Below are 26510 nucleotides of genomic sequence, written 5' to 3' on the forward strand. Positions count from 1 at the left end.
AATAGACATAAAAAATCGGAAACCTACAAACAGGTTTCCGATTGTCTCTCATCAGAAGGATCGGTCAACCGATCCTTATCTGATCTACATTGCCCGCGGTGCGGGGCTATCTCTATGGTTTGGCGGTCAGTTACCCGACTCCATTGCTGCGATAAAGCGGTTGGACTCATCGATGGATTTATTCATCTCTTTGATAAGGCCGGATATATCGCTCTGCAGACTGGCAAACTCACCCTTGATTGCCCCTATGGTCTGGGCGTTGAGGTTGTGCTTGAGGTAGAGCATGTTGTCTTTCATTGAGGTCAGGATGGGAGGCATCTTGCTCTCGGCACGGCGCATGCTGCGGATCAGTTGCTCGTAGGAGCGGCGGGTTTCTTTCAGCTTGGCCTGGCTCTTACTGCGCAGGCTGGCCTTGCTGATCTCACCGATTTCCCCTTGCCACTCATCGAACAGGGCTTCGGCCACATCTTCCACCTTGTTGATACGGTTGCTGACATCATCGGCGGCTTCCTGGGCCGACTCATACTCGTCTTTGGCCTTGTTGTAAGCCTTTTCCAGATCGCCGCCGTCATGGTTCAGCAGCGCCTGCATCTCTTCCAGTGCCGAACTGAACTGCTCCTGCGCTTCCTGTTGCGATTCTTTGGCGTCTTTGACCCGGTCGACCATGATGTCACGTTTGTGATAGCCAACCTTTTCCATGGCACCGTAATAGGCACTTTGGCAACCACCCAGCAGCAATCCCAGGCTGACCAGGGCGGTGGTGAGGATCTTGTTCATAAGTTTTCTCTTTTCTCTGTTTATGCTTTGTATTTGGCGGCATCTATGATGCACCAGAGATGGGCGATGGCACCTATGATAGCAGGAACTACCAACCACCAGAGGGCGTAACCTGTGACTGTTACCAAAAAGAAGATCAGTGCGGCCAGGATCCGCCCCTGAACCAACTGCCCCAAACCCGGGAAAAATACGCTTGCCAGCGCGGCAATCACATTGCCCGCCGATCCTTGTTGTGACATTAACTCTCTCCTTTAAATTGTGGAAGAAGCGCTGAACGACGGGCCTCGGCGCATGCCTATGCATAGCGCTGGCGTCATTCCCGGCTTCCTTTGCCCTGCTGCAGTGGCAGCATCACACTTTGTAATCCGGGCATTATTGTACGAAGATAGCGACACTAGACCCAGAGGATCAAGAGAAAACCGTGAGCAACAAGATAGATACCCGCAATTTCAGTTTGTTTATGAAAGGCTGCTGGCACTTCCTGCTGCACTTGAAACAGAGATTGCAGGACGATCAAATCAATATCCGAGCCGGTCATCTGGCCTATGTGACCCTATTGTCGCTGGTGCCCATGGTGGCCGTTACCATGTCTATGCTGTCGGCTTTCCCTGTCTTCAAGGGGGTGCGGCAACTGATAGAAAACTTTATTTATCAAAACTTTCTGCCGGCCGCAGGCGATACGGTTCAGGTCTATATCAACGAGTTTGTCGGCAACGCCTCCAAGGGCACGGCCGTCGGTATCGGCGCCCTGGTGGTGGTGGCCATTTTGCTGATCTCCGCCATCGACAAGGCGCTGAACTATATCTGGCGCACCAAAGAAAAACGCCAGACTGTCGTGTCTTTTTCCATGTACTGGATGATCCTGACGCTGGGACCCGTACTGATGGGGGCCAGCCTGGCGGCTACTTCCTACTTAGTATCGCTGAAAATATTCAACGAAGCCGATACTTATGGTGTAGGTACCTTCTTTGTCGCGCGTCTGCCGTTTCTGTTTTCTGTCGCGGCCTTCCTGCTGCTTTACACTGTGGTGCCCAATCAAAAGGTGAAGCTGCTGCATGCCCTGCTCGGAGCCATAGTGGCTGCCTTGCTGTTTGAGGCGGGCAAGAAAGGCTTTGCCCTGTATGTGACTCACTTCCCCAGCTACGAGGCGATTTACGGCGCCCTGGCGACGATTCCGATACTGTTTGTCTGGGTCTATCTGTCCTGGATGATAGTCCTGATGGGAGCCGAGATCACCGCTTCATTGCCGGAATTCCTCGATGGTGAAGAACCATTGGAGTCGCTGGATGATGAACCCGGATCGGCATAATCCGTTTGCCCGCGACTGGCTGGAGGTGGGTGACGGCCACCGCCTGTATCTGGCGCAATTCGGCAACCCGGAAGGCATCCCGCTGCTGTATCTGCACGGCGGGCCCGGCGCCGGTTGCAACCTTGAAGAGTTGGCGCTGTTTGATCTGCGCCGCTTTCGCTTGTTGTTTCTGGATCAGAGGGGCGCCGGCTTATCGCGCTCCGAGAAAGGCCTGGCGCAGAATCACTTCCAGGGCCTGCTCGATGATCTCGAGTCGGTCAGGGAGGCGCTGCGGTTGCCGCGCTGGTGTCTGGCAGGGGGCTCATTCGGGGCAACCTTGGGGCTGGTGTACGGCGGTTTATTCCCTGAGCGAGTCATAGCCCAGACATATTGGGGCAGCTTTATCCCCTCTGCCGAGGGCCGCGATTGGCTCTATGGTGCTGCTGGCGCCGCCAGCCGTTTCCCGGTGGACTATCATGGTTTTTCCCGCTGGCTATCCAGGAGTGAGCGCAGCACTGCGGCGCTGCTGGAAAGCTATGCCAAGGGATTTACTTGCCTCAATGCCCAGGATTATGTCCGCAGTTGGCTGCGCTGGGAGCAACATCTGTCTTTACCCGGGGTGCTGTTGCCACCGCCAAGGGCGCCTAGGGACAGCAATATGGCCAGAATCGAACTTCACTATGCCCGCCATCACTATTTCGAAGCCATGAGTCTATTTGACGCAGGGCTCAATAACTGGCCGAAACAGACCTGCTTGCTGCAGGGGGAAAATGACTGGGTCTGTCCAACTCACTTGCTGCAGGCTCAGCTTGCGCGCCAGAGCCGCCCGGTCGAGTTGCAGCTGGTGGCCGGAGGTCATCACTCGCTGGTGGATGATAAAATGCGTCACGCCGTGGTTGCAGCCCTGTGTGCTATGGGCGACACTGCGGCCTCTTGTGAAACAGAATTAAGGAGTCAGGATTGATCGCCCTGATACAGAGAGTCAGCCGTGCCAAGGTAACAGTTGCCGATGAAGTGACCGGCGCCATAGATAAAGGTTTGTTGGTGTTGCTGGGCGTTGAACGCCAGGATGATATGGCGGCGATGGAAAAGTTGGCCACCAAGGTGATGAATTACCGGGTGTTCAGCGATGACAACGGCAAGATGAACCTCAATCTGACTCAGGTCGGCGGGCAGTTGTTGGTGGTGTCGCAATTTACCCTGGCGGCCGATACCAGCCGCGGTCTGCGTCCCAGTTTCTCGGGTGGTGCCAGTCCGGCTCAGGCCGAAGAGCTCTATGAAGCCTTTGTGGCATTTTGCCGCAGCAAGGGGGTGACCACAGAAACCGGCCGCTTCGCTGCCGATATGCAGGTGGAACTGCTGAACGACGGGCCAGTGACCTTTAATCTGAGTGTTTGATATGTCTGAGCCATCACTGCTTAAGCAACTGGAAAACACCTGGCATTGCACCATCCCCGTCAGTGCCTTTATGGGGATCCGGCCACTGGCTTTTGATGGCACAGAATTTCGTGTCGGTGCACCGCTACCGCCCAATATCAATCTGCATCAGACCATGTTTGCCGGCAGTATCTATACCCTGTGCACTCTGTGTGGCTGGGGCATGCTCTGGCTGCAACAGCAGCGGGCCGGAGTGAGTGGTGATATAGTGCTGGCCCAGGCCGAGATCCGTTATCGGGCGCCGGTGACTGCCAATCCCGGCGAGTTGATCGAGGCCAGAGTCAGCTGGCCGGGCGTGTCACTGACGCCTTTGAGTGAAGGGCGCAGGGGCAAAGTCAGGCTGGAGGTGGAACTCTGGAGTCACGGCCTTTGCTGCGCTTCTTTCTTGGGGGTTTACGTCAGTCAGCCCAAGCAAGAGGTGACCCTGCCCTAGCTGGGATTACCTAGGCTTACAGGTTCGGTTTTAACCTTGTAAGCCTTGGGTGATAAGCCCTGGATAACAGCCTTTCCTTTCTAAAAAATCGAATTTAATATCAAATTTTCTCCGCTTTTTTTCTATTTTATCCATCAGTAAACTGCTCAGCATAGATTGGAGCAAAAGCTCTGACTCAAACAAATTCCTGAATCGAAGCGGAGCAGTATCATGAGCAAAGTATTAGTTTTGAAATCCAGCATCCTGGGTGGTTACTCTCAGTCCGGTCTCTTGGTCGACCATCTGATCAAGCATTGGCAGGAGCAGGGTTCCAGCATCACGGTCAGGGATCTGGCGGCCGAGCCTCTGCCGGTACTGGATGGTGAAATTGCCACCGGCCTGCGCGGCGGCGAACAGCTGAGCGAGCGCCAGCAACAGGCGTTGGCCTTGTCTGATGAGCTGATCCAGGAACTGAAAGATCACGACACACTAGTAATAGCTGCGCCCATGTATAACTTTGGTATTCCGACCCAGTTGAAAAACTGGATTGACCTGATTGCCCGCGCCGGTGTGAGTTTCAGTTACACAGAAAATGGCCCTGTGGGTCTTATCACTGGTAAGCGCGCGGTAGTGATCACTACCCGAGGTGGGGTCCATAAAGACTCGACCACAGACCATGTGGTGCCTTATCTGAAAACCGTGCTGGGCTTTATTGGAATTACCGAAGTGGAAACCGTCTACGGTGAAGCGCTGAACATGGGCCCGGACGCCAACGCCAAAGGTATTTCAGCAGCCAAATCTTCGCTGGCGGCCATCTCTGCCTGAGGCAAACATCTCTTCCACCATCAATCTGAACGCCAGTTGCTTGACTGATTTGGTTCTACTGCCCCGGAGGTGGCTCCCCGGGGCTTTTTTGTGACGGCTTGTCCGGCTCGAGCGCTTTGCTGCAAAGGGGACAAGCGGCATTAACCCCTTCGGCGGGCCACTGTTCGCGATAACGCACCCGCGCAGAGGCTTGGCCGCGATGTTGGCTTATCTGAAATCGCCCGGGCTTGCTTGTCATTGTGGTTACTCAGGTTGGCAGCAGACCAGCTCCTTGAAGGCGCCGCCGTTGAGCACGCAATCAAAGCCGTTGGCCCGCAGAATTTCGCAGCCCTTCTGGGCGCGCATGCCGGCGCCGCAATAGAGCACAAAGGGTTCCTGCTTATTCGGTTGTTGCTTGAGCCAGGTATCCAGGGTATCCAGCGGCACATTCACCGCCTGTGGCAGGTGCCCTTCGGCGTATTCGACGGCCGAGCGGACATCCAGTACCCGAACTCCCTTGGCGATCATCTCATGGCATTGCTCTGGGTTCAGGCGGCCATCTTGTGGCGTGACATTGGTTTGCATTTTCAGACTCTCTATCAATTAGAAATTTTTTAATAAGATTAATCTTATGAAGTTAAAAATGCAATGGCCTGAATGCTGGTCGTTTTCTCGTCAGGGCTGTTTTTTGTTCTATCCTTTGGAAAAGGAAATGATTTGAAAATAGTGTATGGACAAGAATATGCCACCATCCCTCTGGTTGCAGGGCCGCAACGCTTCTGAGCGCCTGGAGCGCATTCACGAACATCTACAGCTCAGCTACCCTTGGGTGGATCGTATCGCCTGCGCCCTGTATCACGAGTCGACCGGGCTGCTAAAAACCTTTATCAACAGCATTCACCGGGGCCAGGCCATAGTGGGCTATGAATATCCCATGTCCGACAGCCCGGTGCTCAGCCAATTGGCCGCCGGCAAACTGGACGACCACTGCGTCGAAGCCTTGGTGGCTTCGACTACACAGATCCTGGATATCATGGGGCGCTGCCGCGACGACAAGGCGGCCTGAAAAGAGGCCAGCAGTGCCGATTTATCCCGCTAAAGCTTTCTTGGGCTTCCTCTGGTTTCTAGTGCTTCCTGGGGCTAAGCTCAGTCCTGCCAGCGGCGGAAGATCAGCGAAGTATTGATGCCGCCAAAGGCAAAGTTATTGCTCATCACCAGGTCGGTATCCAGTGCCCGGCCAGCGGCGCGAATATAATCCAGTTCGGCGCAATCCTCGGCAACATTCTCCAGGTTGATTGTGGGGGCAAACCAGCCGTCACGCATCATCATAATGCTCCACCAGGCTTCCAGTGCGCCGCAAGCGCCCAGGGTATGGCCGGTATAGCTCTTCAGTGATGAAATCGGCATCTGCTCGCCAAATACTGCGGCAGTAGCCCGGCTCTCGGCGGCATCACCGCGGTCGGTGGCCGTACCGTGGGCGTTGACATAGCCTATCTGCTGCGGCGCTATCTTGGCATCTTTGAGTGCCAGCCGAATCGCCTTTTCCATGGTGTCGGCGTTCGGTTGCGTCACATGCAGGCCGTCTGAGTTGGTACCAAAACCCAGCACCTCGGCGTAGATACGCGCACCTCTGGCCTTGGCATGCTCCAGCTCTTCGAGCACCAGGGTGCAGGCGCCTTCGCCTATCACCAGGCCGTCCCGGTCGCGATCGAAAGGCCTGGGGGTCAACTCAGGAGTGTCGTTGCGGGTACTGGTGGCAAACAGGGTGTCGAACACGACCGCTTCTGTGGGGCAGAGTTCTTCGCCGCCACCCGCCAGCATCAAATCCTGCTGGCCATACTTGATGGCTTCATAGGCATAACCTATGCCCTGGCTGCCGGACGTACAGGCGCTGCTGGTGGTTAATACCCGCCCCTTGAGGCCGAAAAATACCCCGACATTGACCGCCGTGGTATGGGCCATCATGCGGATATAGCTGGTGGCGGTAACGCCGCTCATATCGCCGTGTTTGAGCATGTCGCCAAAGGCGGTGATGGGATCTGTACTGCCGGTGGAAGAGCCGTAGGCTATGCCCATGGCGCCTGAGGCTATCAGAGGATCATGCAACAGGCCGGCATCCTCCAGCGCCATTTCACTGGCGCGGGTGGCCATCAGAGACACCCGGCCCATGGAGCGGATCTTCTTGCGCGAATAGTGTGCCGGAGTGCTGAAGTCGCTGACCGGCGCCGCCAGACGGGTGTGCAGGCCATCAAACCTGTCCCATTCATCCATGCGAACCACGGCATTTTGGCCTGCTTGCAGCCTGGCCTTGACACTGTCCCAATCCTGGCCCAGGGCGGAAATGCCGCCCATGCCGGTAATCACCACCCTGCGGCTCATAGCATGCCTCCGTTGACCGAGATCACCTGGCGGGTGATATAACCGGCTTCGTCAGACATCAGGAAGTTGGCCAGGGCCGCTATCTCTTCTGGCTGGCCCATGCGCCGCAACGGCACCAGTTGCTGTACCAGTTCGGGGCTGAAGGCATCGACCATTTCGGTTTCGATAATCCCGGGAGCGATGCAGTTGACCGTGATCTTACGTTTGGCCAGCTCCAGTGCCAGCGCCTTGGTGGCGCCTATGATACCGGCCTTGGAGGCGCTGTAGTTCACCTGGCCACGGTTACCGGCCAAACCGGAAACTGAAGACAGCGTAATGATGCGGCCGCCCTTGCGCCGTTGGATCATCGGCATCAGTGCCGGATGGATCACATTGTAGAAACCATCGAGATTGGTGTGGATGACACAGTCCCATTCGGCCTCTGTCATCGCCGGGAAAGCCGTATCGCGGGCGATACCGGCATTGAGAACCAGGCCGTGATAGGCACCGTTGGCTTCGATGTCGGCCTCAATGACTTGGCGGCAGGTCTGGCGCTCGGCAACATCAAACTGCAGCAGGCTGACCTTGACGCCCAAGGCTTGGATTTCGGCGGCGCTGGCCTCGGCGGCCGCTCGATTGGCATGAAAGTGCAGGGCGATATCAAAGCCGGATTGCGCCAGGCGCAGGGCGATAGCCTTGCCTATGCCGCGGCTGGAACCTGTGACCAAAACTCTCTGTGTCATGCGGAATCTCCCTGCATAGCCTCCAGACTACCGGCAATATAGGCCTGGGTGTCCTGGGGCTGAAAAACGTTTACATTGGCGCTGGCGATCTCTGTGTCGCCATCAAAGATGCGGCAGTCGAACACTGCCAGTCCCGTGTCTTCCTGATAGAGGCGCTGCACCTGGGTCAGGTATTCGCGTCCGGGCAGGAATCCCGGGGTGTGCATGCTGAGCTTACGGCTGCCCAGCAAAAAACCGACCCGGATAATATCACCGCGGGCCTCGGCTTCCACTCCGGCCAGTGCCGCTATGCTCTGGGCCATATATTCTATGCCGACATAATTGGGCACCAGAGCCCGGGCGTCATCGAAATAGGGGCTCTGCTCACTAATCTTCACCTTGGTCAGCAGCCTGTCTTGGCTGTGCTCGACCACGGCGTCTATCAATATCATGGGCGCCCTGTGGGGCAGAAAATCGGCGATATCACGCTCGGCTAAAGTCTGGGTCATTCAGGGGCTCCACGGCTGAAGATCAGGCTGGCATTGCTGCCGCCAAAGGCGAAGGAGTTACTCATCAGGTGATGCAGTGAGTGGCGGCTGCCCTGTTTGACCAGCGGCAGTGCGGGATCCTTGCCATCCTGCTCACCGTCCCACAGATGCGGCGGCAGTTGTCCATCAGGGTTGAGGGGCGACAACAGCAGCCAGCAGAATACCGCTTCCAATGCCCCGGCGGCGCCCAGTGCGTGGCCGGTCAAGGGCTTGGTGGAACTGCAAGGCGGCAGTGCTTCGGCAAATACCGAGTGCATGGCGCGGCTTTCCATGGCGTCATTCTTGGGGGTGGCAGTGCCGTGTAGATTGACATAGTCGATGTCATCAGGCGTCAGCCCAGCTTGCTTGAGTGCCATCTTCATGGCGGCAATCGCACCGTTGCCCTCGGGATGGGGCGCCGAGATATGGTGGGCATCGGCCGACTCGCCGACACCGGACAGCAGCACCTGGCCGTTTCCTCTCTCCAGGGTAAACAGCGCCGCGCCTTCACCTATGTTGATGCCGTCGCGGTTGGCGCTGAATGGATTGCAGTGCCCCTTGGAGACAGACTCCAGTGCATCGAAGCCGTTTAGGGTCAATTGGCACAGGCTGTCGACCCCGCCGACTATCACCATGTCGCACAGTCCGGCATGCAACAGCCGTTTACCGGCGGCAAACACCTTGGCGCTGGAGGAGCAGGCCGTCGACAGTGTGTAACAGGGGCCGCTCAGCTTGAACCAGGCTTGCAGGAAGCGACTGGTGCCCCCCAGCTCCTGCTGAAAATAGTGGTAATCCGAGGGGAAATGGCCGTGGCGATTGCGGTACTCCAGTGCCTCTTCGCCCTTGGAGATCCCTGAGGTGCTGGTGCCTATGACAACCGCGATGCGCTCCTTGCCATATTTGGCCTTGGCGGCTTCCACCGCCGGGGTAATTTGCAGCGCGGCGCACAGCAACAGGGCGTTGTTACGACAGTCATAGTCGGCAAACTCGGCGGGAATGGCAGGTAACTCGGTGTTCACTACCCCGACTATGGCCGGCCGTTCAAACAACAGGTTGTCGCGGCTGACCATGCCGCGGCTGTCACCGGCGAGCAAGGCGTTAAGCACCTCGTCGGCCCGGTTGCCGAGAGGGGTACAAAAACCCGCATGATTTATGGCTGTAGTTGTCATATCTCTGTTTTGGGATCCGGCCCTGTATTCATTACAGGGGCTTAATGTTCAGTTTTAAATCGGCCTGCGGCATGTTCATGGCCACTTCCGCATGCCAGATGTCGGGGCTGGAGTAACTTATCCGCATCAGCTCGCGATTGTCATTGCTCAGCAATACCCGGCACAGGACGGCGGCGCAATCTTCCAGTTTCACCCTGGCGCCATCCAGATAAGCGTTCAGCTTTTCCTCCGGCCAATAGATGAGCTGCAACAAGGCCAGCAGATATTCTGCTTTAAACTCATTGCCGAGCAGCACACTCTGCTCGCTGGTCAGTGTATGTCCATCGTAGATCAAGGTAAACAGTGCTTGGCCCAGAGGTGCCAGCCCCACCACAGTCATCTGCTGCGGCTGCAGTTCCAGTTGGCTGATAAGCTCATGGCTCTGCTCCCCTCGTTGCAGCCGCACCTGCTGGCTGAGACTGAGCGTTTGCTCCAAAGTTTGAGCTTGAACCGAGCCACCGCCCTGGGGCTCATCTGGCTGCTTTGAGCCATTGGCAGCCTTGGTATCAGAGGTTTGTCCCTTGGGCGCGGCCTGGTTCAGCGGCAGCGGCGCCAGACAATAACTGACATCCTTTGCCAGGGCAACGCAGGTTTGGCGATACAATATTTGGCTGCAGCCGCCCAGGCCAACCAGCACAGTGGCAAGCAGCAGCATGCGGGTGACAGCGGTTGTCATAAGGCTTCCTCGACAGCGTCGCGGCAGAGGTTCACCACCAGATCCAATCTGCGCCGGGATTCACTGACAAAGGGGTTGTTGCTGTCCCAGGCGTAGCCCGCCAGGATAGAGCAGATCATCTGTTTTATTTTGGGATTGGCGTCTTCAAAGAAGATCACTTCCTGGAATCTGCCGTCATACCAGGCTTCCACATAGGTGCGGAAGGTGTTGACCCCCAGCATCAAGGGCTCGGCATAATTCTGCTGCCAGTCTACCGCTTCCCCCTTGAGCTGGCGTACCAGACAGTCGCAGGCCAGGCTGGCCGAGTGCATGGCTATGGTCACCCCGGAGGAGAATACCGGGTCGAGAAACTCACCGGCATTGCCCAGCAGGGCAAACTTGTCGCTGGCCAGGGTGCTGACATTGGCCGAATAGCCCTTCAAGGTGGCGCAGTCGCGGATCACTCTGGCGTCCTTAAGCAGCGCCTCCAGCCCTGGCTCTTCATTGACTATGGTGCGCAGTTGCTGCTCCAGGCTGCCTTCGAGTCTTGCCAGCAGGTGCGGTTCGGCCACCACCCCCAGCGAACAGGTGCCGTTACTGAAGGGGATCAACCAATACCAGATATCCTTGTTGCGCGGATGCACGCTGATAAGGATCTTGTTGCGGTCAAACTCCGGGTCGCTGATATTGTCCTCAATATGGGTAAAGATGGCCGAGCGGGCCGGCAGGCTGGAGGGGCATTCCAGCTGCAGCAATCTTGGCAGTACTCGGCCAAAGCCACTGGCATCCAGCAGATATTTGGCCTGCACTGAATAGACTCGTCCATTTTCGTCTGCCACTGTCAGCCGTGGCTCTGCGCTGAGATCCACCGCGGTGACCGTCTGGCCATAACGTATCTCTACCCCTTGGGTACTGGCGGTGTCGGCCAGCAGTTTGTCGAACTGGCCTCGGGGAACCTGAAAGGTGGTGCCGGGGCCCGGGGTAAACTTGTCACTGAAATCAAAGGTGGTGTAGCGACCGTTGCGCCGAAAGGCGGCGCCGTTTTTAAACTGAAACCCTGCCTCGGCTACGGCTTCTGTCATCCCAGCCTGCTCCAGCACTGTCATGCAGCAGGGCAGCAGGCTCTCTCCGATGGAAAAGCGTGGAAATTGGGCTCGCTCCAGCACCAGGGCATCTACTCCTTGTTGTTTCAGCAGACTGGCCGCGACCGAGCCGGATGGCCCAGCACCGATAATTACCACATCGACTTGTTCCACGGCATTGGCAGTGTTCACTTTGCATTCCTTGTAAGAGTTGAGGTTAGGGGAGCGAGTAACAGGGTAAAACCTATGCCCAGCGCCAGGGTTATACCAAAGGCGGCAATGGCATAGGTGTCACTCAAAGCCAGCAGGCCAAAGGCCAGCAGGGTGGAGGCGGCAGACATCAGCACCGCCAACATCACGCCACTGGGATGCTGTTTGGCTTCGGCAAAAAACAGGCTGTAGTCCACGCCTATGCCGAACACCAACACCAGTGCCAGGGCATGAAACAGGGTCAAGCCGCTGCCGAGCCAGCCAAGGGCGCCCAGAGTCAGAATTGCCGCCAGAGTCGGCACCAGCGCCACCCAAAGGCCGCGGCGCAAACCAAAGCGCCAGCTGAAAATCACCGCCGCCAACATCAGTGCCAGTGCCAGCATCAGCAGGGTCAATTGACGGTATTTGGCCATCAGCGCCGAGATATCGGCGACCTTGTCGACCAACTGCACGCCCGGGTTGCTGCTTGCCAGCTGCTTGAGGGCGTCGAGATCGCGGATGCCGCCGAGCAGCACTATGGCGGCGTGAGCCGTTATTCCGTCAGTGGGGGCGAGGTAGAGGTCACTCAGCCCTGAGGATTTAGCCCCTTCACTGGCGAGCCAGTCTGTGGCCGAGAGCGGCTGGAATTCGGCCCATTGCCTCGAGAGCGGCCCGGCCAACTCGGCATTCAGCCCCAGGGTGTCCAAAACCTTGTCTGTTTGGCGATAGATAAGCCCCTGCAGCTGATGATCTTGCTGCTGGCGTTTGATGCTCGGCAAATAGCGGGCGATATTCACGCTGTTGCCGAGTTTGCCTTCAGCAATTAAACGCTCGAGCCCGGGCGCCAGCAGTTCGAGACGTTGCAGCATCTCCTCGGCGCTGTCACCCCGGATCAGCAGGAACTGATTGTCCGTGCCGCCACTCAGCAGTTGCCTGAGAGCATTTTCCGGCTCGCTGACCGCTGGTGGGCTGCTCTGTAGTGCCCGGATATCATCGTTGGCCTTGAGATAAATGCCGCCAAACAGCAGCAGTAACCCCAGTGGCAGCAGGATTAATAGACTGCTGCGCCGACCGAGAGCTTGCCAGAGACTCAGTAAGCGGCCAGCCAGCGCCAGGCGGCTGTCTCCGGCAAGCAAAGGGCTGGAGGCTATGGCCGGATACGCCAGCAGCAGTGTCAGCCAGGTGAAAATCAGCCCGCTGGCACAAAACACGGCCACCTGTTGCATGCCGGGAAAAGGCGCCAGGCCTATGCCCAGGTAAGCGCCGACACTGGTGATCAAGGCCAGGGTCACGGCCGGGAATATCAGGCCAATCACCTGCCTGGGAGAAGCCTTGGGATGTTGCAAGCGCTCGCAGTAGAAGTGAAAGCTGTAGTCGATGGCGATACCGATAAGGCTGGTGCCGAACACCAGCGTCAGCAGATGCAGTTCGCCAAACAGTGTCAGGGTAGTGACCGTCGCCGCCAGGAATCCGCTGCCCAGGGTGAGCAGTGCCACCGTCAGCGGCATCAAGGAGCGAAACGCCAGCAGCACCAGCAGGATCACTCCAAGCAGGGAGACTAATCCGATACGGTTGATCTCGCTCTTGGCCGATTCTGTGGCGGCCGCGGCATGAAACAGGGCGCCGGCCTTGAGCACTCGAATATCTTGCGGCAGAGGTGCCAAGGCTTGCTCCAGCGCCTTGAGCTGGATTGCCTGTTGCTGCGGGTTAAAGGCGCTGCCTATGCCCTCGGCCATCACTATGGCTGCATACTGGCCTTGCGGCGTTGGCGCCAACAGTATGCCCTCGGCCTGGGTGAGACTGCGGCCCTCGGCCAGCGACTTGAGCCAGTCGGGGAACAGCAACAGCGGATCTTCGGCAATCAGCTCGCTGCCGGCGGTGCCAAAGGCGCTGTAGAGCTGTTGCTGCGCGTTTTGAATCAGAGTGGTTAATTCACCGCTAGCGAGTTGCTGCCTCTGGCTGTCACTGAGCAGCCCCATGCGATAGGGGAAATAGAAACGCCCCAGGGCGCTGAAATTGTCGGCCTCGGCGCTGCGCACTCTCTTAAAGGCGTTTTGCTCCTTTTTCAGCGCACTTTGCAGCTGTTTGCCGGCGTCGATCGCCTGAGGCTTATTCTTGGCAATCAGGCCGATATACACTTGATTGCCCAGTTTCTGCTCCATGCGTTTCAGCGCCGCTTCGGCGAGCGGATCTTCCTGCACCTTGGGCAGCATGGCGAGAATGTCGCTCTGAATACGGCCGCCCTGTTGCCACTGCCAGACGCCAAGCAGAATAAGCAGCGTCAGCAGCCCCAGCCACAACAGCAGGCCAACCGGCGCCGAGAGCCCGGGACGAGAGCGCTCAGGGCGAGGCGACATCAGGGGGCCACCTCGGGAAAGAAGCGAGCGCGCTCGCTGTCATTGAGTGGTGATTTATCCAGTTCAGAGAAGAATATCTGGCTGATATCGCCGTTCTTGGCCAGCAGGGTCAGAGATTCGAGATCCTTATTGCCTTCGAGCACCATTTGCGGCAGCAGAGCCGCCATTGTCTGCTCCTTGGCCTTGAGTCCCAGTTGCCAATGACCCGCTTGGTCATTGAGCAGATAGAGTTCAAACCCTTGGCTCAATGCCTGAATATCACCGGAGAGCAAGGATTGCATCATGCGCGGCAGCATTTCAGCCATGGCCGCCGGGCCGGTATCGGCCTTGGTGACACTGAGCTTGCCCTGGCTGTCCTGCTGGATAAGCTCGCCCTGTTTCAGCAGCAAGAGGTTGCCAAAGGGAGTCTGCTGTTGCCAGAGCATGCCCAGCTCTCGCTGATACAGAAATTCGCCGCTGCTGCGAAGTGGCTGCTTCAGCACCCTGAGCCAGCGCACCTGCTCAAACTGGCCTCGGCTGCTGTCGCTGAGAGCCATCTTAGTGCTTAACTGCTGCAGAGCCTGCTCTGTGGCCGCCCTGGCAAAGAGTTTGTCGAATGCCTGCGCCTCCGGCCTGATTTTTCCCTTGGCTTCGGCGGCCAATACTGCCACCGGCTCTGTCTGAGTGTTATCAGCCGCCACTTTTGCCAATGCCATAGTGGCTGGCGCCATTTCTCCCAATACCATAGTGGCTGGCGCCACTTCCCCTAAAGCCATGTTGCTGCAAGCGGCGCCAAACCAAACCAGTCCCAGCAGCCCAAGCAGTGTGGCTGGCTGCCGAGTGAGCCGAAAGCCGCAGGCTGAAGGTTTCATGACTTGGCCTCGGCGGCCGCGATAAAGGGCGTCAGGCGCTCGCGGAACACCGGCGGGGTCACCAAGCACAGTTCCTGAGTCTGCATATCCACCGCGGCCTGTATGGTGTAGCCCTTGGTGAGGCGCTCACCGCTGGCGGCGTCGCAAATCTGGTAGTTGATCTTCAGCCGATTTTCCCACTCAACCAAGGCGGCACTCACCCGGATCTTCTGCTCGAAACGGCTGGGTTTGACGTATTTCAGCTGCAGATCCACTATCGGCCAGGCGTAACCCGACTCCTGCATCCGCCGGTAGCCGTAGTCGAACCTGTCCAGCAGCTTGCAGCGGGCTATTTCAAAATAACGCAGATAGTTGCCGTGCCAGGTAATGCCCATGGAATCGACATCGTGGAAGGGGATCTCCAGCTCTATTTCAGTGCTGAGGATAGCTTTCATCGGCACACCTCCCACTCCCCGGCTTGGATCTTGGCCAGGGTTTGCCGCAACAAGGCTTCCAGCGGCCTGTCTTCAATCAAGAGTTCAAAGTCGGCTTCCAGCTGCGCCAGGGTGGTAGCTACTGACTCGGTCAGCGACTCCCGTTCCAGTTCACCGGCGAGCAGGCGCAGGCGGATCCCCTGACTCATGGCCAGCAGTGCGGCAGCGGCCACCTGCTCGGTCAGTTCCAATACCCGCAGGGCATCACGGGCGGCAATGGTGCCCATGCTGACCTTGTCCTGGTTGTGGCACTCGGTAGAGCGTGAGAACACGCTGGCGGGCATAGTGTGTTTCAGTGCCTCGGCGGTCCAGGCCGAGCAACCTATCTGCACTGCCTTGAAACCGTGGTTGATGGGGCTGCGCTCGCCCTGGCTGGCCGACAGGTTGGCCGGCAGGCCGTTGTTGAATTTGGGATCCATCACCAGAGCCATCTGCCTGTCCAGCAGATCCGCCAAATTGGCCACCGCATTCTTGAGGCTGTCCATGGCAAAGGCGATATGGCCGCCATAGAAGTGGCCACCATGGAGAATATGTTCCCCCTCGCCGTCCACTATCGGGTTGTCGTTGGCGCTGTTGAGTTCGGTCTCGATAAACTGGCGCATAAAGGGCAGGGCATCGGCCAAGACCCCAATAATGTGCGGCGCGCAGCGAATCGAATATCTGTCCTGTAGTCTATCTGAGTTACGTGGGTGCTCGTGGTGGTTGAGGTCTTCACGGATCCAGGCCGCGACCTGGTTCTGCCCAGGATGTGGCTTGGCGGCAAACAGTATCTCGTCGAAATGGTTGGAGTTGCCCTTGAGCGTCAGTGAGGCCATGGCGGTAATGCGGGCGCACAGGCGGCTCAGGTACTCGGCCCTGTCATAGGCCAGACAAGCCAGCGCCGTCATCACGGCGGTGCCGTTCATCAGTGCCAGGCCCTCTTTGGGCCTGAGCTTGAGGGCGCTGATCCCAAGTTCAGCATAGACCTCGCTGGTGGCGCGGCGCTGTCCTTGATAGAAGACCTCCCGCTCGCCAACCAGTACGGCGGCCAGATAAGACAGTGGCGTGAGATCGCCGCTGGCACCCACAGAGCCTTCCTCCGGGATCACCGGTACTATGTTGAGGTTCAGCAGCAGGGCTATGCGTTCCAGCAGCTCATAGCTGACACCGGACTTACCCACGGCCAGTGAGTTGAGGCGACAGGCCATCACGGCTCTGGCCTGGGGGATCTCCAGCACCTTGCCCATGCCGCAGCCATGAAAGCGCGACAGATGCAGCGGCAGCTCGTGTACCAGATCCGGGCCGACATTGACGGTACAGGAATCGCCGTAGCCTGTGGTGACCCCATAGACCACGCCTTCTTCATGAAGCAGGCTGTCGATAAAGCGGGCGCCGCGCTGGATATAGTCACGGTACTCTGCACTGGCGTTGAGGGTCACCGGCGCTCCTTTGGCGATGGCGACCACCTGTTCCAGTGTCAGTGATGTTTGGCCGAAGCCGACCGTCTTGGTGGCCTTAACTGTTGCGCTCATGAATTGTCCTTGGGGCGGTCAGCAACTTGGTCCTGCCGCCAAAAATCGAAAAAGTTAAACCACTGCAGTGGTGCCTTGCGGGCAAAATGTTCCAGTCGCTGGGCATAGAGGCCTGCTGCCTGTTGCAGTCGCTGCTGCCGCTCGGCTCTCGGGCCTTTGAGGCTCTGCTCGAAGGGCTCGAGCCAGACTTTATAGCCCTGCTGCTCCCGCAGGCAGAACATGGTGTAGATGGGGCAGTCCAGCAGACCGGCCAGAATAAAGGGGCCCTGGGGGAAGGGCGCCATCTCGCCGAGGAATGGCACTTTTACCGTACGACCCGGGCTGTGGCTGGAGGTGCGATCGGCGGCAATCACCACCAATTCACCGGCCTCGACCTTGCTTTGCAACAACATGGAGGTGGCCGGGTTGAGTTCGGTGACCTGAAGTAAGTTGAGTTCACTGTCCGGGTTCAGCTGCTTGAGCACCCGGTTGAAGTTTTCGGCATTGCGGGTCATCACCATCACATTGACTTTCACCTTGCGCTGGTGAATGGAGATGGCGCGGCACAGCTCGATATTGCCAAGGTGGGACACCAGCAACACGGCTCCCTGGCCGCTTTGTAACTGCTCGGCCAACTGTTGACGGTCGCTGAACTCCACCTGCTGCAAGCGAATGCGATCGCACCAGGCATCGATGCGATCCAGCGCGGCATTGCCGAAGGCGAAGAAGTGGCGCAGGCTGTCGCGCCAAGTCACTGGCTGACCGAGGCTCGGGTGCTGTGGCTCCAGTGTCTGCACCCGCTTTAGAAACGCTTGTGACGCCTCGCGGGCCTGTCGCCCCGTGATAAAGAAGTAACAGATCACTGGGTACATGATTACCCGTGCCAGCCAGTGGCCGCCGAAACGATAGCTTTCGGCCAGCAGCTTGATACCCCAGTAGCTGCCCCGTTCCTTGACGTTGGACCAATGGGCGCCTTGGGGGTTGTCTTGTGCCGCTTGTATTGGCCCCAGTTTCTGCCCCTTGAGCTTGCGCCACAGCATGGAGAAAAACAGCCTGCTGTGCAGCTTGCTGATCCGCACATTGTCGGCCAGCCCCTGAAAATGGCTGCTGCCGTCTTCCGGGTAGATCACCTTGGTGGGGATATGCTCTATGGCAACACCACGCCAGTAGAGACGCACCATGACTTCGATATCAAAGTCCATCCGCTCGCCGAGGGCTTCGCTACTAAGCAGGGCTTCGGTGGCCGCCAGTGGATAGATTCGAAAGCCGCACATGGAATCGCGGATATCCAGGCTCAGGGTCTCGACCCAGACCCAAAAATGGGTCAGGTAACGGCCGTAGAGCCGACCCTTGGGCACGGAATCATCATATTGCGGCAGGCCGGAGATCAGCGCCTTGGGGTTGAGCTGCGCCCTGGCGATTAGCGCCGGAATATCTTCCAGATTATGTTGGCCGTCGGCGTCCACCTGTAGGCCGTGGGAAAAAACCGCAGCCCAAGCGGCGCGCAGGCCTGTCATCACGGCGGCGCCCTTGCCGCGGTTATAAGGGTGATGCAGCAGGCTGACCCAGTCGCTGTGTTGTTCGGCCAACTGTTGCAACAGATAGCGGGTCTCATCGTCGCTGCCGTCGTTGATCAAAAAGCAGGGCAGCCCCAGCGGTTTGAGGGCTTCCAGCGTTGCAGCGATATGGCCCCTGTGGTTGTAATTGGGGATGATCAGCGCCAGCTTCATTGCTTGGCCTCTGTCTTGAAGGCAATACGACCCGAGCCGAACTTCTGTTCGCCGTTGCTGTAGCTGAAGCTCAGTTTACCCTTGGCGGGGTTATTGCTGATGCTGAGGGTGACTTGCATATTCGGCAACAGCAGTTGCTGAAACTTGAGCACCTCGAGTACCGCGACTTCGGCATCATAGCCGAATGCCTGGCTGCCGAGACGCACGGCCCAGTCCAGTTGAGTCACGCCGGGCAATACCGGCTGGCCGGGAAAGTGGCCGGCAAACATAGGCAGCTCGGCCGGAATGCTCAGGCGCCAACTGGCTTCATTGTCCTGATGCCGGTGTTGAACAATGGGCGGAAGAACAGACTTAATCATGATCAAACAGCTCAAGAATATCGTTTTTGAGCAACTTGCCCTGGGCGTTGAGTGGCAGCTGCTGTGGATAGCGCCAGCGCCTTGGCAGAGTCACACGTTCAAATTGGCTCAGCAGATGGGCCTTGAGGGCGTTGTTGATGCTGAGTTTACCCTCGGCCTCCAGCTGTGCCTTACCGGCGGCGGAAAGCTCTACCGCCGCGCCCAGTTGTACTCTGGGGTTTTCCAGCAGCACCAGATGCGATTGGGTCACCCAGGGATGGGCGTTGAGCAAGGTTTCCATCTGCACCAGAGACAGGCGCTTTTCCTCTATCTTGACGATGCGGTCCAAGCGGCCTTCGAGGCAGAATTGGCCTTCGCCCAGCAGCCGAACCTTGTCTTCACAGCGGTATTGGCCGTCGTCTTCGAGATAGGGCGAGCGCAGCAGCAAAGCGCCGTCGCTGTCATTGCTCAGTTCCATGGGGGCAAAGGCCTGCCAGGGCGTGTCGCTGCTCTGTTGGCGCCGATAACCTATGCCGCCGGTTTCCGTGCTGCCGTAGACCTCGATTGGCAGGCTACCGTAGCAGCGCTTGACCCCTTGGGCGGCTTCCAGGCTCAGGGGCCCGCCGGAGCTGAAGATCAGGCTGGGAGTGTGCAACTGGCGCTCATGCTCCAGCGCATCCGGCAGCCTCGACAGCTGCGCCGGGCTGCTGATTAGGCACAGGTTGGGAAATAGGGCGGTGTAATAACTCAGGGTTTCCGGGTATTCCACCAGATCGCTGAGGAAGGGGCGACTGGCCGCCAGTGGCCAGAGAATCTTAAACAGCAAGCCATAGATATGCTGGTGGCTGACGGTGGCAATCACGCTGCAGTGTGGCAGGTGAGCGGCGAAGGTCTGCTCCAGCACACTGACTTCGGCATCCAGTTGCTGCAGACGCTTGCGAACCGCCTTGGGTTGGCCGCTGGAGCCTGAGGTGAACAGCAGCAGTTCGCCGAACTCGTCCCCCTCGGCCATCTGCGGCCAGGGCGAGTGGGGCAGTGACAGCTCTTTTTTCAGCTCGAGCCAGATCTTGCCCTCACACAGGGGGCGGTCTGACACTATGGCATCAAACTCCTGGGTCAGTTCGCTGAGAGTACCCGGCTGAGTGTTGGCCGGCAGTATGATCTGCTTGCCCGACAACAGGGCGGCGCAGAGGCCAACGGCGAACAGATCGCTGCTGTCGCAGGCCAGTAACCAACGCTTTTCCGGCCGGGCTTGCAGGCGCTGATGCAGATGATAGACCTGGGTGGCGAACAGTGAACCCGTGACTATGTCATGGTGGTTAAAACTGATCAGTTGTTGCCCTGCTGGGCCTTGGGTAAGCCAGGTTTTCAATAACTCTGTCATAACTGTCCCTTTATGATCGCTTCAGACAAAAGTGGCGATAGAGCCATTCTCCGCCACCGAGCAGCCCCATCAGCAGATAGGCTATCAGGCCGTTGTACAGGGTCCAGGTCTCCAGGCTGGTAAACAGCGCCGTATAAGCCGCCATGCCGCCGTTGAAGACAAACAGACCGCACCAGAGTTGTGTGACCCTTACCAGGTAGGGCCTGGCTTCCTCGGGCAGATCCGGCTCGGCCAACCTGGCCAGACGTTCCACCATGCTGGGACCTTTAAGCAGCGAAGAGGCAAACAGCACCAGCATGCAGGCATTGACCAGCACAGGGTAGTACAGCAGCCAGTCCTGACGCTTGGCGAGCAGGCTGCCGAGCGCCAGCAGTAACCCCAGAACGACCGGGGCGGCCAGCGCCTTGAGCTTTTGCTTCCCCAGCAGCAACCTGGCACCGAGCAAGGCCGCCAGCAAGAGTGCCAGGCCATTGCCCGGCAGATAGTTCAGCCCCAGATATACCGCCAGGGGATATCCCAGCAGCAACAGGGCCGTGACTGTCTGAGCCAGGGCACGCATCAGTCTTTAACCAGTCCCTCGATGGCGTTAACCACGTCGTTGACCGTCCGTACCGACTTGAATTCATCGGGCTGGATCTTTTTGCCGGTCAGCTGCTGCAGTTTGATCACCAGATCCACCGCATCTATGCTGTCCAGATCCAGCTCTTCATAGAGGGAAGCCTCAGGGGTTATCGCCTCGGCATCCACTTCAAACTCATCGACCAGGATCTTGCTCAGCATTTCCAATATCTGTTCACGGCTTTGCATGAGCACCTCCTACGCGCGCTGGGATTCGATAAACGCGGCAAGGCTGGCAACACTGTAAAAGTGGGCCTTGGTTGCCTCTGAGTTGGCTTCGATCTTGACGTCGAACTGCTTCTTGATCGCCAAGCCCAGCTCAAGTGCATCGATGGAATCCAGTCCCAACCCTTCACCGAACAGCGGTGCTTCGGTATCTATATCGTCGATACTGATATCCTCAAGATCGAGGCAATCTATGATTAGCTGTTTAATTTCGTTATGTAAGCTCATAATTTATATCTAATTGTTGTTTGTAATAGGTTTCCAGATCTCTGGTGAGTTGGCGTGCCATCCGGGCATCGCCACCGCTTTCGGCATCATACCTCAGATGCGCTATGCTTGCGCCGGTTTCCACTTGCATCTGTATGGTGCGTCTCGGGATTTCGTACCAGGGATCCTGTTTGGTGAGTCCGGGATGAACCACCCTGAGTACCACTGGCAGAATATCGGCCCCGGCGCGCAGGGCGATATTGGCCGAACCGCGGGCAAAGGGATTGATCACTGCGCCTTTTACCGTGCGGGTGCCCTCGGGAAAGATGATCAGATTGGTGCCTCTGGCCAACACTTCGCGGCAGTCCTGTAGCAACAGCTCGGCGCCGCGGTTGGGAATATAACCGGCGGCTGAGACGACTCCGCGCAGAAAGGGGTTGCGCCACAGTCCCTGTTTTACAATGCAGCCGGCATTGGGCATCAGGCTGATTAACACCACCACATCTATGAGGGTGGGGTGATTGGCAATCACCACCATGCCTTTGGCCTGCTGTAATCGCTGCAGATTTACTGTGCTGACCCTGACTACGCCGGCCCAGGTCAGCATATGCACAAAACCGCGGAACATGTAGTGCACCGCTTTTTGTACTCTTTTAATCCGCACATTGCGCTCGCCGGGCCAGAACCTCAGCACAGGTAAAATGGTCAAGGAGCTCAGCAAGCCGCCGAGGCCGAAGGCGATATAACAGCTGATGCCGGCGAGCCAACGGGGAAAATAGCCGATACCGGTTGCCGGGGCTGTCATAACGGCTCCCGTGAAGGTTCCAGCTGCCAATGCCAATGGGCCAGTTGCCCCTGGATTGCCGTGCTGTTTGCCAGTGCCTGCAGCAGGGCGCCAAAGCTTAGCGGCTGCCCGGCGCCGGTCTGCTGACTCAAGGTGACTCTGGCAATCCCGGAAACATCGGCCGGAGCCAATAATAGCGATAAGGCCAGTGGCAGCTCCATCTCTTGGGTAAATTCATCATAGACGGGCGGCACAGGGTCATCGCCGAACACCAATAGCAGGGGGCTGGGGTCTTCGGCTAATTGGGCCCAGGCTTCCAACATGGCCTGGGACAGGGTATCTGTGCCCGCAGCCACAGAAGTGGAAGCGCCTGTGTTGCCCGTGACTATGCCAAACAGGCCGCTGGCGGTGTTGTGAACTGATTGACTGAAACCCATGGGGGAGAGAGGCTGCCTGACGATAATATCCTGCAGCAGTTCTATGGTGCGATTGAGTTCGCCATGGCGCGAGGCAAATACGCTGCGGCATTGGCCGGGAGGCTCGGCCTGGAAGGCGGCTTCCAGCATCATCTTGCTCAGGCGGCTGAAACGGCGCCGCTGCATGGCGGCAACTTGGGGTAACTTGGGGGCAAGGCGATCGCTGTCATCAAGGGCGCAGTTGCTGCTCTGCCACTGCTGCCAATCTTGCTGCTGTTGATACTCCGGAGACCAGGCTCCCCAGGAGAGAATACTGAACGCTAGTTGCACTGCTTTGCCTCTGACACAGATCTTTATTGCCATCCCTTACGGGGCGTGAGGGAGTGAATCTGTCGGGTCGGAATGCGACCGCCGTACCGATTGTCCTTTCCCTCTGAAACACCGGTACAAAGGGCCATATTCTACACTGAAAGTACGGGTTTTAAGAAGGGGTTTAGGTTACAGCTAAAGATCAGTTACAACTTTTCACTAACAAGGGAATCACCCGGCGACTGCCGGGTGATTCAGATGCTGCTTAGTTGCTCAATTGGCTCTGTAGTCGTCGCAGTGCCGTTTTGATCTTACGGGTGTTGTCGGGCCCCATACGTACCAGCATTTTCTGCGCGTTGGGCAGGGCTTCCAGTTTGGGATCGACAAACTTGTAGTTCACACTGATAGCATACAGCTCGATAGGATCTTCTATCACAGGGGTGGCCAACAGCACCTTGATGGCTTGTTGCATCCGCTCATCGAATTTGAGGTTGGGGTAACCCAGCTCATCGAAGGCCTGCTCCAGCAGTGGCGACAATTGACGGTAGGTGCTGAGCAACTGCTCGTCATTGAGGCCGGTGAGGAAGTCGGCGTAAAGGTCGTATCTGTGATAGCTATCCGGATCCAGATAGGTCTTGTTGGCAATTTCAGATACAGTGAAGGTGTTGCTCGGGCCTTTCATCGGACTGGTTTTACGGGCTAATTCACCTTGGGCCAGGTTATCGACAAACACCACGAACTGGCGTACCAGATCTTGTTCAACCAGCAGTGGCTCTATCTTCATACCATCGGCCATGGCCACGGCTTTTTCATGAACATATTCATCACTTTCGGACAGTGAAGGCAGAGGTTGTTCCGGCTCAACTTCGGGCTGAACCACTTCTGTTTCCGGCTCGGGCATGGTTTCAGGTTCTGGCACCTGAACTTGGGTTGGCAGCGGTTCGCTGGGCGCGGGTTCGGGAAGTTCAACCTGGGTGGGCTCTGCTGCTTGCTGCGGCTCTTGCTCACCGCTGAAATAGTAGTAGGCTCCTCCTGCAATCAGCAATACCAACACCAGTAGGATGATAGCAATGCCACTGTTGCCAGAGGATTTTTCCTGCGGCGCGATTCTATCTTCTTGATTAACTTGCATTGGATTTCCTTTCATTGATACCTGTGAGGCAGCGCTTCTCCCATTCTGCAAATATTGACCATCTTGTCCAGCTTTCGGCCATTTAGCAGCAAGATTTATTTGTGAAATAGTGCCAGTAGAGCAGATCCTGTGGTGGCTGACTTGAACCCCGGTTGAACTCTTGGCACTTTTGTGACGTTTTTTGCGCACTAGGCCTGAACATACTGCTGCCGGTCGCCCAGCCAGCGCTGAATGATGGCATCGACATTCTCCGGTGCCTGGCTCATTACATGACGGGCCAGTTTCTGGATGTGGGGAATAAGCGCCTGATCCCTGACCAAATCGGCCACCTTCATATCGGCTATACCTGTTTGGCGGGTGCCCAGCACTTCACCGGGGCCGCGGATTTCCAGATCTTTTTGGGCAATCACAAAGCCGTCGTTGCTCTGGCGCAATACCCCAAGCCGTTTGGTGGCCGTGTGTGACAACGGCGCCTTGTACAGCAGGACACAGTGGCTGGCCACGGCGCCGCGGCCGACCCGGCCGCGTAACTGGTGCAACTGCGCCAGCCCGAGCCGCTCCGGGTTCTCGATGATCATCAGACTGGCGTTGGGCACATCGACCCCCACTTCAATGACAGTGGTGGCCACCAACAACTTGAGGTCGCCGCGTTTGAAGCTATCCATGACTTGTTGTTTTTCGGCGCTCTTCATACGGCCATGTACCAGGCCTATGCTCAGCTCCGGCAGGGCGGCACACAGTTCTTCGCAGGTGTCTTCGGCTGCCTGGCATTCAAGCACTTCGGATTCTTCGATAAGGGTGCAGACCCAGTAGGCCTGGCGACCGTCATTGAGCGCCGCCTGACGTACCCTGTCGATCACCTCCTGACGCCGACTGTCACTGATGGCCACTGTGGTGACCGGGGTACGCCCCGGCGGTAACTCGTCAATGATGGAGGTATCCAAATCCGCATAGGCGGTCATCGCCAGAGTGCGGGGAATAGGGGTCGCCGTCATGATCAACTGGTGGGGGTGAAAGCCCTGGCTGATGCCTTTCTCTCTCAGCCCCAGGCGTTGATGTACGCCGAATCTGTGTTGCTCATCTATGATGATCAATGCCAGTTTGTGAAACTGTACCTGCTCTTGAAAGATGGCGTGAGTGCCTATCACCATGTGGGCACTGCCGGAGGCGATATTCTCCAGCGACTGGGCCCTGGCCTTGCCCTTGAGCTTGCCCGCCAGCCAACCGACTTTGAGCCCCAATGGCTCCAGCCATTGACTGAAATTAATCGCATGTTGCTCGGCCAACAGCTCAGTGGGCGCCATCATGGCCACCTGATAACCGTTTTCTATCGCCTGCAGCGCGGCCATGGCCGCCACCAGGGTCTTGCCTGAGCCGACGTCGCCCTGAACCAGGCGCATCATGGGTTGCGGCTTTTCAATATCGCGGCCGATATCTGCCACCACTCGCTGCTGCGCCGCCGTAGGTTTAAAGGGCAAGGCGGCGAGGAAGGGATTGAGCAAAGCGCCGGTGGCCGGCAAAGGCACGGCTTTGTCATGATTGCTGCGCTCCCTGAGCTTGAGCATAGACAGGTTATGTGCCAGCAGTTCTTCCTGCACCAGGCGTTGCTGCGCCGGGTGTTGCCCCTGTTCCAGACGGTAGATATCGACATCCGCCGGGGGCCTATGCAGGGTGCGCACCGCCTGGGCCAGACTTTGCTGATTGGGGCGCAGCGCCTCGGGCAGCAACTCTTGCAGTCCATCGTCCTGCAGCAGGTTTAGAGCCTGCTCGGTCAATTTCATCCAGCTGGCCTGCTTGAGCCCTTCAGTGGTGGGGTAGATGGGTGTCAGGGTCTCGCTGAGGTTGGGCGGTTCGTCGCCCTTGAGTATTTTGTAATCCGGATGAATGATCTCGGCCTGGTGGTTACCACGGCGTACTTCGCCGTAGGCTCTAATAGTCAGTCCTTGTTGCATGGCATTGCGCTGGGCGGCTGAGAAATTGAAGAACCTCAGGGTCATGGTGCCGCTGTCATCACGGACATTGCAGATCAACATGCGCTTGCGGCCATTGATGATCTGGCTGGACTGAATTTCGGCTTCTATGGTGCCGTAGCTGCCGGGAGTGAGGCTGGCTATGGGGTAGATGCGGGTTCTGTCTTCGTAGCGCAGCGGCAGGTGGAACAGCAGATCCTGTACCGTGTTGATTCCGAGCTTGTGCAGTTTCTCAGCCATTTTAGCGGCTACGCCCTTGAGCTCGGTGATAGCAATAAGATCCAGTCTCTGCAAACCTTTAGCACCGGATTACTGTGAATTTATACATATACTATCAGAGAAATAGCCCTTGGCAATGTGTTGCGTTTATCGGTTGGGTAAAGTGTGGCGCAATGGTGGCAGGGCTTCTGCCTGGGGGGCGAGTGTATGGCAAAAGCCCTGATATATTGGTGACGGATTAATCTGTCAGCGCCACCAGTTCAGCAGGGTGACCAGGGGCTTTATCAGTAGCTGAACACTGCCTATTACAAACAGCCAGGCGCCGATAAGGGTGTGAACGTCAGTGAGAAAAAAGAAGCTGCCCAGTAGAAAACAGAGCGCGACTATCAGGTCGCTTAGGGTATTGAACAAGGCGTGTTTGGGAAGAGGGGTGGCGGGGGCTTTGATATCTTGCTCGGCAAAATATCGCTGCTTACTGTCGATCATGGTTCCTTCTTGGTAGTTATGATTTGCCGCGATACCTTAACGCTGCCATCCTCCGAGCGCAA

30 protein-coding genes are annotated in these 26510 nt (G+C 57.5%); 6 read left to right on the forward strand and 24 right to left on the reverse strand.

The genetic code is table 11. The features are described 5' to 3' along the window. Nucleotides 1-126: 126 nt before the first annotated feature. Nucleotides 127-777, reverse strand: coding sequence for a DUF2959 domain-containing protein (locus ACMHXE_RS01665; RefSeq protein WP_039034687.1), 651 nt, complete (start codon nt 775-777; stop codon nt 127-129). 20 nt (nt 778-797) lie between these two features. After that, complete coding sequence (locus ACMHXE_RS01670; RefSeq protein WP_028780047.1) at nt 798-1016, reverse strand: hypothetical protein; 219 nt, start codon at nt 1014-1016, stop codon at nt 798-800. 182 nt (nt 1017-1198) lie between these two features. Here ACMHXE_RS01670 and ACMHXE_RS01675 point away from each other — a divergent pair, with 182 nt between their 5' ends. The 5 genes from ACMHXE_RS01675 to ACMHXE_RS01695 all read left to right on the forward strand — a co-directional run bounded on the left by ACMHXE_RS01675 (nt 1199) and on the right by ACMHXE_RS01695 (nt 4739). Continuing rightward, nucleotides 1199-2086 carry a virulence factor BrkB family protein gene (locus tag ACMHXE_RS01675; protein ID WP_373455447.1) on the forward strand — a complete coding sequence of 296 codons (888 nt, stop codon included), beginning with the start codon at nt 1199-1201 and terminating at the stop codon, nt 2084-2086. After that, nucleotides 2037-3029 (forward strand): alpha/beta fold hydrolase, encoded by a 993-nt coding sequence (locus ACMHXE_RS01680; RefSeq protein WP_413731187.1) that lies wholly within the window; start codon nt 2037-2039, stop codon nt 3027-3029. The genes ACMHXE_RS01675 and ACMHXE_RS01680 overlap by 50 nt, the downstream gene beginning before the upstream one ends. Continuing rightward, nucleotides 3026-3463, forward strand: coding sequence for a D-aminoacyl-tRNA deacylase (gene dtd / locus ACMHXE_RS01685; RefSeq protein ID WP_028780049.1), 438 nt, complete (start codon nt 3026-3028; stop codon nt 3461-3463). Before ACMHXE_RS01680 ends, dtd begins: the two co-directional genes overlap by 4 nt. 1 nt (nt 3464) lies before the next feature. Beyond that, a complete protein-coding gene (locus ACMHXE_RS01690; protein ID WP_101059708.1) occupies nt 3465-3935 on the forward strand; it encodes a thioesterase domain-containing protein in 471 nt (156 codons plus the stop codon). A 210-nt stretch (nt 3936-4145) separates the two neighbouring features. After that, entirely contained in the window at nt 4146-4739 is a 594-nt protein-coding gene (locus ACMHXE_RS01695; protein ID WP_025010143.1) for an FMN-dependent NADH-azoreductase, read from the forward strand. 243 nt (nt 4740-4982) lie between these two features. Here the strand turns inward: ACMHXE_RS01695 and ACMHXE_RS01700 are convergent, their stop codons facing one another. After that, nucleotides 4983-5303: a rhodanese-like domain-containing protein gene (locus ACMHXE_RS01700; RefSeq protein WP_413731188.1), complete on the reverse strand. Its 321-nt coding sequence runs from the start codon at nt 5301-5303 to the stop codon at nt 4983-4985. Nucleotides 5304-5460: 157 nt separating this feature from the next. On the opposite strand from ACMHXE_RS01700, the gene ACMHXE_RS01705 reads away from it, so the two are divergent. Beyond that, on the forward strand, nt 5461-5784 hold the full coding sequence (locus ACMHXE_RS01705) for a hypothetical protein (RefSeq protein ID WP_413731190.1): 324 nt from the start codon (nt 5461-5463) through the stop codon (nt 5782-5784). A gap of 80 nt (nt 5785-5864) precedes the next feature. Here the strand turns inward: ACMHXE_RS01705 and ACMHXE_RS01710 are convergent, their stop codons facing one another. The 21 genes from ACMHXE_RS01710 to ACMHXE_RS01810 all read right to left on the reverse strand — a co-directional run bounded on the left by ACMHXE_RS01710 (nt 5865) and on the right by ACMHXE_RS01810 (nt 26448). Further along, a complete protein-coding gene (locus ACMHXE_RS01710; RefSeq protein WP_219017869.1) occupies nt 5865-7097 on the reverse strand; it encodes a beta-ketoacyl-ACP synthase in 1233 nt (410 codons plus the stop codon). After that, nucleotides 7094-7819 (reverse strand): 3-ketoacyl-ACP reductase FabG2, encoded by a 726-nt coding sequence (locus ACMHXE_RS01715; protein ID WP_101055303.1) that lies wholly within the window; start codon nt 7817-7819, stop codon nt 7094-7096. The genes ACMHXE_RS01710 and ACMHXE_RS01715 overlap by 4 nt, the downstream gene beginning before the upstream one ends. Further along, nucleotides 7816-8307: a hotdog family protein gene (locus ACMHXE_RS01720; protein WP_101059649.1), complete on the reverse strand. Its 492-nt coding sequence runs from the start codon at nt 8305-8307 to the stop codon at nt 7816-7818. The genes ACMHXE_RS01715 and ACMHXE_RS01720 overlap by 4 nt, the downstream gene beginning before the upstream one ends. Further along, on the reverse strand, nt 8304-9494 hold the full coding sequence (locus tag ACMHXE_RS01725) for a beta-ketoacyl-[acyl-carrier-protein] synthase family protein (RefSeq protein WP_226565267.1): 1191 nt from the start codon (nt 9492-9494) through the stop codon (nt 8304-8306). Before ACMHXE_RS01725 ends, ACMHXE_RS01720 begins: the two co-directional genes overlap by 4 nt. A 31-nt stretch (nt 9495-9525) precedes the next feature. After that, a complete protein-coding gene (locus tag ACMHXE_RS01730; protein ID WP_413731192.1) occupies nt 9526-10209 on the reverse strand; it encodes a DUF3261 domain-containing protein in 684 nt (227 codons plus the stop codon). After that, a complete protein-coding gene (locus ACMHXE_RS01735) occupies nt 10206-11462 on the reverse strand; it encodes an NAD(P)/FAD-dependent oxidoreductase (RefSeq protein WP_413731194.1) in 1257 nt (418 codons plus the stop codon). The genes ACMHXE_RS01730 and ACMHXE_RS01735 overlap by 4 nt, the downstream gene beginning before the upstream one ends. Continuing rightward, a complete protein-coding gene (locus ACMHXE_RS01740; protein WP_413731196.1) occupies nt 11459-13816 on the reverse strand; it encodes an MMPL family transporter in 2358 nt (785 codons plus the stop codon). Before ACMHXE_RS01740 ends, ACMHXE_RS01735 begins: the two co-directional genes overlap by 4 nt. Beyond that, nucleotides 13816-14667 carry a LolA family protein gene (locus ACMHXE_RS01745; RefSeq protein WP_413731198.1) on the reverse strand — a complete coding sequence of 284 codons (852 nt, stop codon included), beginning with the start codon at nt 14665-14667 and terminating at the stop codon, nt 13816-13818. The genes ACMHXE_RS01740 and ACMHXE_RS01745 overlap by 1 nt, the downstream gene beginning before the upstream one ends. Next, nucleotides 14664-15101, reverse strand: coding sequence for an acyl-CoA thioesterase (locus ACMHXE_RS01750; protein ID WP_100143393.1), 438 nt, complete (start codon nt 15099-15101; stop codon nt 14664-14666). Before ACMHXE_RS01750 ends, ACMHXE_RS01745 begins: the two co-directional genes overlap by 4 nt. Continuing rightward, on the reverse strand, nt 15098-16651 hold the full coding sequence (locus ACMHXE_RS01755) for an HAL/PAL/TAL family ammonia-lyase (protein ID WP_028780060.1): 1554 nt from the start codon (nt 16649-16651) through the stop codon (nt 15098-15100). The genes ACMHXE_RS01750 and ACMHXE_RS01755 overlap by 4 nt, the downstream gene beginning before the upstream one ends. Beyond that, entirely contained in the window at nt 16648-18360 is a 1713-nt protein-coding gene (locus ACMHXE_RS01760; RefSeq protein ID WP_413731200.1) for a glycosyltransferase family 2 protein, read from the reverse strand. Before ACMHXE_RS01760 ends, ACMHXE_RS01755 begins: the two co-directional genes overlap by 4 nt. Further along, complete coding sequence (locus ACMHXE_RS01765) at nt 18357-18719, reverse strand: thioester dehydrase (protein ID WP_101055321.1); 363 nt, start codon at nt 18717-18719, stop codon at nt 18357-18359. Before ACMHXE_RS01765 ends, ACMHXE_RS01760 begins: the two co-directional genes overlap by 4 nt. Beyond that, on the reverse strand, nt 18712-20082 hold the full coding sequence (locus tag ACMHXE_RS01770) for an AMP-binding protein (RefSeq protein ID WP_144380210.1): 1371 nt from the start codon (nt 20080-20082) through the stop codon (nt 18712-18714). The genes ACMHXE_RS01765 and ACMHXE_RS01770 overlap by 8 nt, the downstream gene beginning before the upstream one ends. 10 nt (nt 20083-20092) lie before the next feature. Then, nucleotides 20093-20641, reverse strand: coding sequence for a hypothetical protein (locus tag ACMHXE_RS01775; protein WP_025010132.1), 549 nt, complete (start codon nt 20639-20641; stop codon nt 20093-20095). After that, nucleotides 20641-20889 (reverse strand): acyl carrier protein, encoded by a 249-nt coding sequence (locus ACMHXE_RS01780; protein ID WP_025010131.1) that lies wholly within the window; start codon nt 20887-20889, stop codon nt 20641-20643. The genes ACMHXE_RS01775 and ACMHXE_RS01780 overlap by 1 nt, the downstream gene beginning before the upstream one ends. Before the next feature lie 9 nt (nt 20890-20898). Beyond that, entirely contained in the window at nt 20899-21153 is a 255-nt protein-coding gene (locus tag ACMHXE_RS01785; protein ID WP_025010130.1) for a phosphopantetheine-binding protein, read from the reverse strand. After that, nucleotides 21140-21937: a lysophospholipid acyltransferase family protein gene (locus ACMHXE_RS01790; protein ID WP_109247199.1), complete on the reverse strand. Its 798-nt coding sequence runs from the start codon at nt 21935-21937 to the stop codon at nt 21140-21142. The genes ACMHXE_RS01785 and ACMHXE_RS01790 overlap by 14 nt, the downstream gene beginning before the upstream one ends. Further along, nucleotides 21934-22662, reverse strand: coding sequence for a beta-ketoacyl synthase chain length factor (locus ACMHXE_RS01795; RefSeq protein WP_335923343.1), 729 nt, complete (start codon nt 22660-22662; stop codon nt 21934-21936). The genes ACMHXE_RS01790 and ACMHXE_RS01795 overlap by 4 nt, the downstream gene beginning before the upstream one ends. A gap of 244 nt (nt 22663-22906) precedes the next feature. Next, entirely contained in the window at nt 22907-23773 is an 867-nt protein-coding gene (locus ACMHXE_RS01800; protein WP_335923342.1) for a DUF3014 domain-containing protein, read from the reverse strand. A 188-nt stretch (nt 23774-23961) separates the two neighbouring features. Next, nucleotides 23962-26037 (reverse strand): ATP-dependent DNA helicase RecG, encoded by a 2076-nt coding sequence (recG, locus tag ACMHXE_RS01805; protein WP_413731204.1) that lies wholly within the window; start codon nt 26035-26037, stop codon nt 23962-23964. Nucleotides 26038-26208: 171 nt separating this feature from the next. Beyond that, the gene (locus ACMHXE_RS01810; RefSeq protein WP_025010125.1) at nt 26209-26448 is read right to left on the reverse strand and encodes a YrhK family protein; all 240 of its coding nucleotides are present in this window, start codon (nt 26446-26448) and stop codon (nt 26209-26211) included. Between the last annotated feature and the right edge of the window lie 62 nt (nt 26449-26510).

The organism is Shewanella sp. BJSY2023SW007 (genome assembly GCF_047314525.1).
Lineage (GTDB): Bacteria > Pseudomonadota > Gammaproteobacteria > Enterobacterales > Shewanellaceae > Shewanella > Shewanella chilikensis.

Excerpts from the sequence above, each read along its gene's own strand:
- ACMHXE_RS01715 (WP_101055303.1), bottom strand. The coding sequence starts at position 7,819 with ATGACACAGAGAGTTTTGGTCACAGGTTCCAGCCGCGGCATAGGCAAG.
- ACMHXE_RS01780 (WP_025010131.1), bottom strand. The coding sequence starts at position 20,889 with ATGCAAAGCCGTGAACAGATATTGGAAATGCTGAGCAAGATCCTGGTC.
- ACMHXE_RS01755 (WP_028780060.1), bottom strand. The coding sequence starts at position 16,651 with ATGAGCGCAACAGTTAAGGCCACCAAGACGGTCGGCTTCGGCCAAACA.
- ACMHXE_RS01810 (WP_025010125.1), bottom strand. The coding sequence starts at position 26,448 with ATGATCGACAGTAAGCAGCGATATTTTGCCGAGCAAGATATCAAAGCC.
- ACMHXE_RS01725 (WP_226565267.1), bottom strand. The coding sequence starts at position 9,494 with ATGACAACTACAGCCATAAATCATGCGGGTTTTTGTACCCCTCTCGGC.
- ACMHXE_RS01690 (WP_101059708.1), top strand. The coding sequence starts at position 3,465 with ATGTCTGAGCCATCACTGCTTAAGCAACTGGAAAACACCTGGCATTGC.
- ACMHXE_RS01790 (WP_109247199.1), bottom strand. The coding sequence starts at position 21,937 with ATGACAGCCCCGGCAACCGGTATCGGCTATTTTCCCCGTTGGCTCGCC.
- ACMHXE_RS01785 (WP_025010130.1), bottom strand. The coding sequence starts at position 21,153 with ATGAGCTTACATAACGAAATTAAACAGCTAATCATAGATTGCCTCGAT.
- ACMHXE_RS01700 (WP_413731188.1), bottom strand. The coding sequence starts at position 5,303 with ATGCAAACCAATGTCACGCCACAAGATGGCCGCCTGAACCCAGAGCAA.
- ACMHXE_RS01680 (WP_413731187.1), top strand. The coding sequence starts at position 2,037 with ATGGTGAAGAACCATTGGAGTCGCTGGATGATGAACCCGGATCGGCAT.
- ACMHXE_RS01730 (WP_413731192.1), bottom strand. The coding sequence starts at position 10,209 with ATGACAACCGCTGTCACCCGCATGCTGCTGCTTGCCACTGTGCTGGTT.
- ACMHXE_RS01775 (WP_025010132.1), bottom strand. The coding sequence starts at position 20,641 with ATGCGTGCCCTGGCTCAGACAGTCACGGCCCTGTTGCTGCTGGGATAT.
- ACMHXE_RS01800 (WP_335923342.1), bottom strand. The coding sequence starts at position 23,773 with ATGCAAGTTAATCAAGAAGATAGAATCGCGCCGCAGGAAAAATCCTCT.
- ACMHXE_RS01710 (WP_219017869.1), bottom strand. The coding sequence starts at position 7,097 with ATGAGCCGCAGGGTGGTGATTACCGGCATGGGCGGCATTTCCGCCCTG.
- ACMHXE_RS01740 (WP_413731196.1), bottom strand. The coding sequence starts at position 13,816 with ATGTCGCCTCGCCCTGAGCGCTCTCGTCCCGGGCTCTCGGCGCCGGTT.
- ACMHXE_RS01665 (WP_039034687.1), bottom strand. The coding sequence starts at position 777 with ATGAACAAGATCCTCACCACCGCCCTGGTCAGCCTGGGATTGCTGCTG.
- ACMHXE_RS01765 (WP_101055321.1), bottom strand. The coding sequence starts at position 18,719 with ATGATTAAGTCTGTTCTTCCGCCCATTGTTCAACACCGGCATCAGGAC.
- ACMHXE_RS01695 (WP_025010143.1), top strand. The coding sequence starts at position 4,146 with ATGAGCAAAGTATTAGTTTTGAAATCCAGCATCCTGGGTGGTTACTCT.
- ACMHXE_RS01705 (WP_413731190.1), top strand. The coding sequence starts at position 5,461 with ATGCCACCATCCCTCTGGTTGCAGGGCCGCAACGCTTCTGAGCGCCTG.
- ACMHXE_RS01760 (WP_413731200.1), bottom strand. The coding sequence starts at position 18,360 with ATGAAGCTGGCGCTGATCATCCCCAATTACAACCACAGGGGCCATATC.
- ACMHXE_RS01720 (WP_101059649.1), bottom strand. The coding sequence starts at position 8,307 with ATGACCCAGACTTTAGCCGAGCGTGATATCGCCGATTTTCTGCCCCAC.
- ACMHXE_RS01770 (WP_144380210.1), bottom strand. The coding sequence starts at position 20,082 with ATGACAGAGTTATTGAAAACCTGGCTTACCCAAGGCCCAGCAGGGCAA.
- ACMHXE_RS01750 (WP_100143393.1), bottom strand. The coding sequence starts at position 15,101 with ATGAAAGCTATCCTCAGCACTGAAATAGAGCTGGAGATCCCCTTCCAC.
- ACMHXE_RS01745 (WP_413731198.1), bottom strand. The coding sequence starts at position 14,667 with ATGAAACCTTCAGCCTGCGGCTTTCGGCTCACTCGGCAGCCAGCCACA.
- ACMHXE_RS01670 (WP_028780047.1), bottom strand. The coding sequence starts at position 1,016 with ATGTCACAACAAGGATCGGCGGGCAATGTGATTGCCGCGCTGGCAAGC.